The sequence below is a fragment of the candidate division KSB1 bacterium genome (assembly GCA_022562085.1).
Taxonomy (GTDB): domain Bacteria; phylum Zhuqueibacterota; class Zhuqueibacteria; order Oceanimicrobiales; family Oceanimicrobiaceae; genus Oceanimicrobium.
The window spans coordinates 1-9,471 of record JADFPY010000164.1; the positions used below are offsets into that span (position 1 = coordinate 1).

10 protein-coding genes are annotated in these 9,471 nt (G+C 43.1%); 6 read left to right on the top strand and 4 right to left on the bottom strand.

The window, feature by feature from the left end; genetic code table 11:
- Positions 1–927: VCBS repeat-containing protein (locus tag IH879_13615; GenBank protein ID MCH7675973.1), on the bottom strand; the 927-nt coding region annotated here is incomplete at its 3' end.
- Between the two features lie 82 nt (positions 928–1,009).
- Positions 1,010–1,174, bottom strand: coding sequence for a hypothetical protein (locus IH879_13620; protein ID MCH7675974.1), 165 nt, complete (start codon positions 1,172–1,174; stop codon positions 1,010–1,012).
- A gap of 278 nt (positions 1,175–1,452) precedes the next feature.
- Here IH879_13620 and IH879_13625 point away from each other — a divergent pair, with 278 nt between their 5' ends.
- The 6 genes from IH879_13625 (at position 1,453) to IH879_13650 (ending at position 7,379) form a co-directional block, all read left to right on the top strand.
- Positions 1,453–2,910 carry an ISNCY family transposase gene (locus IH879_13625; GenBank protein ID MCH7675975.1) on the top strand — a complete coding sequence of 486 codons (1,458 nt, stop codon included), beginning with the start codon at positions 1,453–1,455 and terminating at the stop codon, positions 2,908–2,910.
- 242 nt (positions 2,911–3,152) lie between these two features.
- Complete coding sequence (locus IH879_13630) at positions 3,153–4,259, top strand: DUF3179 domain-containing protein (GenBank protein MCH7675976.1); 1,107 nt, start codon at positions 3,153–3,155, stop codon at positions 4,257–4,259.
- 160 nt (positions 4,260–4,419) lie between these two features.
- On the top strand, positions 4,420–5,319 hold the full coding sequence (locus IH879_13635) for a diacylglycerol kinase family lipid kinase (GenBank protein ID MCH7675977.1): 900 nt from the start codon (positions 4,420–4,422) through the stop codon (positions 5,317–5,319).
- Positions 5,288–5,980: a TIGR04282 family arsenosugar biosynthesis glycosyltransferase gene (locus IH879_13640; GenBank protein MCH7675978.1), complete on the top strand. Its 693-nt coding sequence runs from the start codon at positions 5,288–5,290 to the stop codon at positions 5,978–5,980. Before IH879_13635 ends, IH879_13640 begins: the two co-directional genes overlap by 32 nt.
- A 53-nt stretch (positions 5,981–6,033) precedes the next feature.
- Positions 6,034–6,672, top strand: coding sequence for a WbqC family protein (locus IH879_13645; protein MCH7675979.1), 639 nt, complete (start codon positions 6,034–6,036; stop codon positions 6,670–6,672).
- Positions 6,673–6,677: 5 nt separating this feature from the next.
- On the top strand, positions 6,678–7,379 hold the full coding sequence (locus tag IH879_13650) for a glycosyltransferase (protein MCH7675980.1): 702 nt from the start codon (positions 6,678–6,680) through the stop codon (positions 7,377–7,379).
- 71 nt (positions 7,380–7,450) lie between these two features.
- Here the strand turns inward: IH879_13650 and IH879_13655 are convergent, their stop codons facing one another.
- The gene (locus IH879_13655) at positions 7,451–7,912 is read right to left on the bottom strand and encodes a hypothetical protein (protein MCH7675981.1); all 462 of its coding nucleotides are present in this window, start codon (positions 7,910–7,912) and stop codon (positions 7,451–7,453) included.
- A gap of 204 nt (positions 7,913–8,116) precedes the next feature.
- Positions 8,117–9,022 (bottom strand): arginase, encoded by a 906-nt coding sequence (gene rocF / locus IH879_13660; protein MCH7675982.1) that lies wholly within the window; start codon positions 9,020–9,022, stop codon positions 8,117–8,119.
- Between the last annotated feature and the right edge of the window lie 449 nt (positions 9,023–9,471).

Sequence of the window (9,471 nt, forward strand, 5' to 3'; positions counted from 1 at the left end):
GTTATCATTGACGCCATCGGCCACGGCCAGGTCACTTTTCCCATCGCCGTCAAAATCTTCGATGACGACCGCAAATGAGCCGTCACCTGCGGGATAGGAGGAGGTGGTAAAACCTCCCTTCACATCCGCAAAAAGTATGGTTACCGTCCCATCCAACAAACAAGCTACCGCGATATCAGAAATGCCGTCCTGATTTAAATCACCTACAGCGATGTTCTTGGGCGACATGCCAACTGGAATCGCCGATTCAAAAGCAAATCCACCCAATCCATCTCCGGCCAGTACCACCAAAGTATCGCTGAGATCGTTGCCAACTGCTAAGTCGATGAAGCCATCACCATTAAAATCGGCTGCCTCTATTGGAACCGGACCATCGCCGGTGTAAAAGTCGCCTACTTTCACAAAATTGCCGTCGCCATCACCCAACAAAACGGTGACGGTGTCGTCATCACGATTGGTGACCGCAAAGTCGGCATGCCCGTCTTCATTGAAATCAGAAATCGCAATCCAGCGCGGTCCCCTGCCTGTTGCAAAGAAAGTTGGGACGAGGAAGCTGCCTGCACCATCTCCTATAAACACGCTAATTGTGTTGCTGTCTCGATTAGCGGTGACGGCATCCAGCAAACCATCTTCATTAAAGTCGCCAGATGCGATGGCATGCGGCGCTTTATGGATGGTAGCAATACTACCCTGCAATGTGAAAGAGCCGGTGCCGGTGCCCGAAATAAGTGAAATTGTTGAGCCACGTATATTAGCAACGGCCAGATCACGATTGCCGTCACGATCCAGGTCAACCAGGATTGCCGAGCGTGGACCGTTACCTGCCGGTACGGCCATGGAAGAAAATTGCAACTTGGGTGTTTGGGCATGAAGTGATGACGCTGAAATCATAACCAGTACAAGTAGAGTGGAAGTTAAATGTTTCATGAGAATACCGTCCTTAATTTGTGAACTGATATCCGTCGTCGCTATGGGGTGATTGAGCGAGGCCGCTGCTTTCGCTTCGCGTTTAAAACGTTCCGACCGCTTCCGGGTTAGATGTGTATTGCGTTGGCAGGAACTTCAGTGCGACTTTGCGGTCGAACTCTGTGTCCTCCGCAAGGTAAACTTCACCCATGCCTCCAGCACCGAGTTTTTCGATGACTTTGTAATGTGATATTGTTTTGCCAATCATAGTCTTTAGAGAAAGAAATGACAGGAGGATTTGGAAAGATAAGGGAAGAATACTTAATTGTCAACGATTACAGTTGCCTCAAAGCATTGATCAATTTAATCAAGAAAAAGAAGGCGAACAACCAGAATCATTTATTTAATGATTGAACGAAAACTCATAAGTGTATTAAAAATAATTTATTAGCTGATAATAATAATGTTGAATCTTTTGTTAAAAATGCTTAACTTTGCTGTAAGTTCAATATTTTCAGACTATATTCATTTCCAGCGAGGCTAAGATTGCGTAAAAGATTTGAGATTCAGTACGAACTTGGAGCCACCCCCATCGAGAATCTTGAGATTCCGCTCAGGAGTCGAGACGAGATGCCACCGGTTCTGCGAGCGTTGCAATACATTTACACAACTCCTGAGTTAAACCAGGGAGTCTTCGACATTCTCGAAGCCAAAGTCCTGCACGGCAAGAAAAAGACAGGCCGTCAAGGCATGACCTTATGGGAAATCCTGGTTCTGGCGACAGTGCGGTTGGCCCGTGATGTCGATTATGATGCGCTTCATTATATGAGTAACTCCGATATGAATATCCGCGGCCTCCTGGGCATCTGCAAGTTCGGGAAAACAGCCAAAGAGTATTCCTTGCAAAGCCTAAAAGACAATATCGATCTGCTTGATGATGAGATGCTGGAGCAGATCAATGACTTAGTGGTCGAGGCCGGGCATCAGTTGATTAAAAAAAAAGACGAAAAGCTCAACGTTAAGGTCGATTCGTATGTGCTTGAATCCACTGTCCACTTTCCAACCGACATCAATCTCTTATTTGACGCTGCCCGCAAGAGCCTGCAACTGGCCCAGCGGCTGGCTGTGGCTTTTAGGCTGCCGGGATGGCGCAAGGCTCAGTACTGGATAAATCAATTTAAATCTCACGCTCGTCAAGTCGGCAAACTCTTCTTCTCTGGCGGCAAGAACAAACAAGAAAAACTGCAGCAGGCAACCCGGGCATATTTGCAGCTAGCGCGCCAATTGAGTCAAAAACTCGATGCGGCTGAAGTTGATTCTCAGGCTATCGAACAGGCATCTGACAAACAAAAAGCGCTCCTGGATGAATTGAAATACTTCAAAGGGCATCTTGACAACCAGATTCATTTGGTCACCAGGCGTATCCTTTTCGGAGAAACTATTCCTCACGCAGAGAAAGTGTTCTCGCTTTTTGAACCCTATACCGAGTGGATTCAAAAAGGCAAAGCCGGAAAACGCCAGGAGTTAGGCCTGAAGCTTGCGATTGCCACCGACCAATTCGGCTTTATCCTCTCACGCAAACTGATGCAGAAACAACATGACAAAGACCTGGCGGTCCCCATGGCCAAAGCGATTCTGGAAAAATATGAGGTGCAAAGCATGAGCTTTGACAAGAACTACTGGACACCTAAGAACTATGAAACGCTTTCGGAGTTGGTACCGAATTTAATCTTGCCCAAAAAAGGCAAACTCAATGGTGACGAATACGAGCGTGAACACTGCAAAACCTTTATCGCTTTGCGTAAGCAGCACTCCGCAGTGGAATCCGCCATCAATTGCCTGGAACATCACGGTTTGAACCGTTGTCCCGATAGAGGCTTGAGCCATTTCAAAAAGTATGCTGCGCTCGGCATCCTGGCCTGTAACCTGCACAAGATTGGCAACCTTCTTCAGGAGAAGGAAAGAAAAAAGTCAAAGAACAAGCCGCTGCGGAAGGCTGCTTAACCTTCCGGGCGCGACAACAACTACCAGCAAGGGATTCGTGCGCCCGCTCGTTATGAAATAATGCAAACGGACACCTTAGTGCCTCATAAGATTGCTGACTTCGTGTCCGACAGGGCTAAAAATGAAGGCCACGCACATCAAGGTGAATATAATAACACCGTCTCGCGGAAACTCAACGTGTTTTCGGCCAATCACTAATTAATTAGTAGTACCTTGCAAAACTATAATGAAGAGGTGATTCAATGTTTAGAAAAATAAGTTTTCTTTTACTAATTCTTTCAGTTACAATAGCCTTGATTTCATGCCAGTCTAATCCAGTTGGTGATAACGGTCCCGATTCGGGTTGGAATATTCCGGAAAATCAAATTTTATCCGGTGGACCACCTAAAGATGGCATTCCTTCTCTTTTCAATCCTGAAATCATTCCTGCAGCTCAAGCTGATTTTATCGATGATAAAGACCTAATTGTAGGTATTGTAGTCGATGGCGAGGCCAGAGCCTACCCTCACCAGATATTGGATTGGCACGAGGTTGTGAATGAGGAGTTTGCTTCAAACAATTTGTTAACCGTCAGTTATTGCCCATTGACCGGAACGGCCATTGTTCTTGATGGCAACAACGACGGTTTAAATCTAACCTTTGGCGTCTCGGGGTTACTTTATAACAATAATCTTATCATGTTTGACAGGCAGACGGACAGTCATTGGCCACAAATGCGATTACAAAGCGACCAGGGAACATTAAGAAATACTAAGCAAAAAGTCTATCCCTCGATAGAAACTTCTTGGGGTAGTTGGAAGAAACTCTTCCCTAATACGGTGGTTCTCTCCACAAATACTGGACACAGCAGGCCTTACGCCACTTCTGGCTCGGCTTACCCTGGTTATACAAATCTAAATTCCCCGCCACTTTTTAGAAATGCTGTTAGCTTTTTGGATGACAGGTTACCTCCAAAACAAAGAGTACATGGGGTCTTTTTTAGTGGAGGGCCGGATAACTATAAAACCAAAGTCTATCTCATCACCACGTCACAGAATTCACGGGTCATCAATGATTCAATCGATGGCAATCCGATTCTAGTTATTGACAGCGGTGAGAAAAATTTTGTCGTTTCTTACTCAAGAAACCTGAACAGCCAAACTTTGACTTTTAGCATGAACGGCAATGTAAGCGATTTCCCTTTTATCTTTAAAGACAATGAAACCAGTTCAACCTGGAATGTACTAGGGGAGGCTATTGATGGACCATTAGCAGGAATGCAATTGGCAAAGACAAAATCGTTTAATGCTTACTGGTTTGCGTGGGGGACATTTTATCCCGGCGCGGAGATTTATCAGGAAAACGATTAGCTTTACTTTATCCCTTCGAATTTTTCTTAACTACGTTTACTTACCTTAAGTGGGCGTTCAGATTAAAGCCCGCTCTAATTCCCTCCAAATAATTTGACAAAAAATCTAAAATTCAATATCTTTACCTTGAAAAATTCCAAACAATCTAAATAGATTTAGGATGAGTGAACAGATAACACTAATCGTCAATCCGATTTCCGGCGGGCGTAAAAATAAGAACGAGTTGCAGAAATATGTGTCCGACTATTTTTCTAAAAACGGCAACCAGGTTACTTTAAAAACAACAACCAGACGCGGTGAAGCAAAGGAATTTGCTCATCAGGCTGTTCAAGACTCAGATGATTTGGTTGTGGTGGTCGGCGGAGACGGCACCCTAAATGAGGTCGCATCCGGGTTGGTTGGCTCTGAGGTCGCGATGGGCATTATCCCGATGGGTTCCGGAAATGGGCTGGCCAGGACTTTGAGAATCCCACAAAATATCGAGAAGGCCTGCAAATTAATTTCCGAGGGAGACAGGGTGAAAATTGATACGGGTAAAGCGAACGGCCGTTTTTTTGTACTGGTTGCGGGTGTCGGTTTTGATGCTGTCGTAGGAAAACGTTTTGATGAGCATCATAAAAGGGGACCGATTTCATATTTTTATATTGGCACAAAGGAATTCTTTCTCTATAAGCCGGAAACAGTAAAGATTAGTTTTGACGATCACTCCCTTGAAGTTGAGCCATTTCTAATAGCCGTAGCAAACGGACAGCAATATGGTAATAACGCCATTATTGCACCAGATGCCAAACTAAACGATGGATTTTTGGATATTACCATTATTCACTACACTTCAACATTTCAGTTAATACGAGCCCTGCCAAAGCTATTCAGTGGCCGACTTAGGCGTTATCCTAATGCGGATTTTTACAAGACCAAATCAGTCAGAATTCAACGGAGCGCCCCGGGTGTCTTGAATATAGACGGTGAACCTGTTGATGAAAAATCGGAAATCGAGATTTCGATTCTACCCAAATGTCTGAAAATCATTGCTCCACCAAACAGCCCCGGTCTTACTTAAAATGACGGCGCTTGTTCTTTTCATTAAATATCCTGAGGCCCGGAAAGTCAAAACCCGTTTGGGCGCGGAAGTGGGCTTTGAGTTTGCTGCTGAATTATATAGATTATTTATTCAACAAACTTTTGACTTAGCCCAAAACTGTTCCGCCAAGAAAGTCTTTGTGGCTTTCGAGCCGGCAGAACGAAAACTTGACTTTGCTGAATTTGTTCCGAAGAAATTTACTATTTTCCCCCAAGAGGGAAAAAACCTGGGAGAGAGAATGCTAAACGCGTTTAAAGATGCATTTGCCCGGGGATATAAAAATGTGGCGATTTTGGGGAGTGATAGTCCCACATTACCTTTAGAAAATATAGATGATGCTTTTGAGAAATTAAGTAAATCAGGTTTGGTTTTGGGACCTGCTGAAGATGGGGGATACTATTTAATTGGGTTAAATAAAGCACATCGCGGTTTGTTCGAAAATATCGAATGGAGCTCGGACTCTGTATTGCAATTGACTATTGAGAGTGCAAAGAAATTGCAACTATCGTATAAACTTTTAGCCAGCTGGTATGATGTTGATAGCAAGGAAACTCTCATGCGGGCGGCAAAGGATGAAAAAAAAGGATTGATAAAATCGCTAATAGAGCAGCATTCAGAAATTGTTCTGAAAAAAAGATGATATTAGCGGCTCATCAACCTTGCTATCTTCCAAAACTCTCCTTTTTTTATAAAATGGCTCAAGCTGATATTTTCGTTTTAACCGACGATTTTCAATATACGACTCATAATTCTATAAATCGCACTCAAATCAAAACCGTGAATGGGGTGGCTTGGTTGACCGTTCCGGTTCTGACTAAGGGACATCGAAGAGAAACTATTCGGGAAACGCTTGTCGATTCATCCCAAAACTGGCAAAGAAAACACTGGCGAACTTTGTCAGTAAATTACACCTATTCGGCCTATTTTGAAAAATATGCTGATTTTTTAGAAGAAATCTATCTTTCAAAAAAATGGAAATATTTAATCGATTTAAATCTAGAGTTGATTGAGTTTGTCAAAAGGTCATTGAATTTATCTACAAAAATTGTTCTGAGTTCTGACTTGAATTTAAAGGATAAGGGGAGCGCACTTCTCGCTAAAATGTCAACCGCTTTGGGGTGTACGGCTTTTCTAACTGAACGGGATTTTGCGATATATCTTGATAGAAAACCATTTTATGAAAAAGAAGTTGAACTAATTTTTTTTTCATTTAAAGCACCGGAATATTACCAATTATTCGGTAATTTTACCCCCGGGTTATCAATCATCGACGTTCTCTTTAATGAAGGGGAAGTGAGTCGACATTTGATTACTGGAGGACAACGATTTTAAAATCAATGAAAGTTCTTGTGATCATTCCCGCTTTTAACGAAGAGAAATCGATTGGTTCGGTATTGCAGGATATTCCTGCAAGCCTGGTTTCTGAAGTTGTCGTCGTGAATAATAACTCAACCGATGATACCGCTAATGTTGCCCGGAGTCACGGAGCTACAGTTTTGAATGAAGCACAGAAGGGATATGGCAGCGCATGTCTAACCGGCATTAATTATGCAAAGAAACTCAAACCGGATTTGGTGGTTTTTTTAGATGGTGACTACAGCGATTTTCCGGACGAACTTCCAATATTATTGGATGAGATCGCTGCGGGCAGGGATCTTGTCATCGGTTCGCGTATGCTGGGCAACTCAGAGCCAGGTGCATTGTTACCCCAAGCACGTTTAGGAAATTGGTTGGCTGTTAATTTGATCCGCTTGTTTTTCGGACACAGGTTTACCGATTTAGGACCTTTTCGAGCAATAAAATGGGATAAACTCGTTTCCCTTGAAATGGCGGACAAAAATTTCGGCTGGACAGTCGAAATGCAACTCAAAGCGGTGAGAAGAGGATTGAAAATTTCTGAAGTGCCGGTCAGCTACCGAAAAAGAATCGGAGTTTCTAAAGTAACCGGTACTTTTTCAGGAACAATTAAGGCTGGCTCCAAGATTCTGTTTATGATTTTTAAATATGCGGTCCAAAAGCAGAAAACTCATCTCAACTAAGTTAAAGGCCTACGCAGGAGATGATTTTCTGCACTTTCTGTGAGATTAAAATTGAAGCTTTGAGGTAAGATTTAGGTGAGTGCGCTGCTGACGGATTCTTCGCTAGCTGGTGAACCCGCGATCATGGTAACATATTTGACAATCGCGTTATACTTATTTGTCAAGGTTTCGGCAGCATTTACCCTGATGCCAAAATTGTAGAAGGGCGCCTTCTCTGTGCTGTCAAAACTCACCTTTAATGGAGCGCCGCTTAATTGAAAAAGAACAATAGTTATAATATCAAATTTTAGCTTTAGATCCAAAGCCAAATCAAATGAGGTCTTATCAAAAAGTTTCTTGATGGAATCTTTGGGTAACCCAAAGAAATTCAGATCGTCATTTGAATAGGGTAAAATATCTACTTTTAGATTGCTGTCAATAAAACTTACCATCTCGAGCTTGGTGATGACAGTAATTTTCCAGTTTGGCTTTAACTTTCTGAGATTTTCCAGGGACTTGAGTGCTGCCCCGAAATGTTCGATTTTGTTCGGCATGAAGATTAACACATTTTCTGTTCGCAGCAATTGCTCTACAACATTTATGGAAGGGTGCTTAGCGAACAGCCTGTATTTTAATCTAAGAATTGAGCCAGCAAGTTGTGCCAACATGTTTTTTATTTTATAATAGAATTTCTGGCAGTCAATATAATAAAAAAAGAGCCACTGAGTCAATAAGAATTTAGCTTAAAAAAAAACGGCTTAAATAATCCTCTTTCCCAAAGCACTCTCTACCAGTTCAGCAGCCACTTCCGCGGTCGTATTTCGGATATCCAGAATCGGGTTGACTTCAACCACTTCCAGCGAGCAAAGGCGTTTGCAGCTTGCAATAATTTCCATGGAAGTATGTGCCTCGCGATAGCTTAAGCCGCCCCTTACCGGGGTGCCGACTCCGGGTGCTTCTCGGGGGTCGAGTGCGTCCATATCCAGGCTTACGTGCAAAGTGTCTGAGTGTCGAGTCGCGATTTCTACTGCTTCGCTCATGACTTCACAAATGCCGCGCCGGTCGATTTCCTCCATTGTATAAACGGTGATTCCGGAATCACGAATTAAGTTCTGCTCTTTCGGATCTAAATTACGAGCGCCAACGAGCACTGCGTCCTCCGGATGTACTTTTCGAAATTGACCTCCGACATTTACCAATTCTTTACACCCTTTGCCGAGAACTGCCGCGAAAGACATGCCGTGAATGTTGCCGCTTAAAGTCGTTTCGTGGGTGTTCATATCTCCGTGCGCATCGATCCAAATGACTCCGAGTTTTTTGTTTTTGCTTTTAAAAAATCTCGCTGCCCCGCTGATCGAGCCTACCGCTATTGAATGATCGCCGCCGAGCACCAGGGGGAATCGGCCGTTTTCAAGAGTTCGGCTGACTTCATCGGCCAGGTGGGTTACCGACTTTGTTATCTCCGGAAGATATTTTAATTTTGGATTCTCAATTTTTAGCACCTCCGGAACGAAGACCTCGAGGTCTCCGTCATCTTTAATTTCATGACCAATTTTTTCAAGCCGTTCAGTAATTCCTGCGATTCGAATGGCAGAAGGGGCCATGTCCACACCGCGCCGGTTGGCTCCCAAATCTAAGGGAAGTCCAATCATTTCGATTTTCATGAAAAACCTCTTTTGCTATACTTTGGGTCTTTTGGAGAACCCCTCAAATTAAAGGATTAAAATAGTTAGTTGCAATCGATGGTCAGATTATTTTTTGGAGAATCTCATTAGAATGAACCATGGGGTATTTAAATGGGGTATTTAAATGAGGAAGGTCGTTACGATTTCCCTCCCTGGAAATAATAATCATCCTGGAGTGATTACGCAACGACCTTAAAAGGTAGGATAAAAAGTTACTCTCATTTATATAGATAAGGGCAAGGAGCATTTTCTCTCAGGAAAAATAAAAAGATTCAATTTAGATGAGCCGTTTGTGAAGTTTTTTTCGCTGCTCCTTTAATGGGTTGTCAAAATCTAAGTAATGACTGGAAGCGATATTGGAAAACAATGAAGGAGAGAATGAAATGAGAAACTGCTAGAAAATCGATGGCGTATTTTTGTATTGTTTT

Excerpts from the sequence above, each read along its gene's own strand:
- IH879_13620 (MCH7675974.1), bottom strand. The coding sequence starts at position 1,174 with ATGATTGGCAAAACAATATCACATTACAAAGTCATCGAAAAACTCGGT.
- IH879_13630 (MCH7675976.1), top strand. The coding sequence starts at position 3,153 with ATGTTTAGAAAAATAAGTTTTCTTTTACTAATTCTTTCAGTTACAATA.
- IH879_13635 (MCH7675977.1), top strand. The coding sequence starts at position 4,420 with ATGAGTGAACAGATAACACTAATCGTCAATCCGATTTCCGGCGGGCGT.
- IH879_13645 (MCH7675979.1), top strand. The coding sequence starts at position 6,034 with ATGGCTCAAGCTGATATTTTCGTTTTAACCGACGATTTTCAATATACG.
- IH879_13650 (MCH7675980.1), top strand. The coding sequence starts at position 6,678 with ATGAAAGTTCTTGTGATCATTCCCGCTTTTAACGAAGAGAAATCGATT.
- IH879_13655 (MCH7675981.1), bottom strand. The coding sequence starts at position 7,912 with ATGCCGAACAAAATCGAACATTTCGGGGCAGCACTCAAGTCCCTGGAA.
- rocF (MCH7675982.1), bottom strand. The coding sequence starts at position 9,022 with ATGAAAATCGAAATGATTGGACTTCCCTTAGATTTGGGAGCCAACCGG.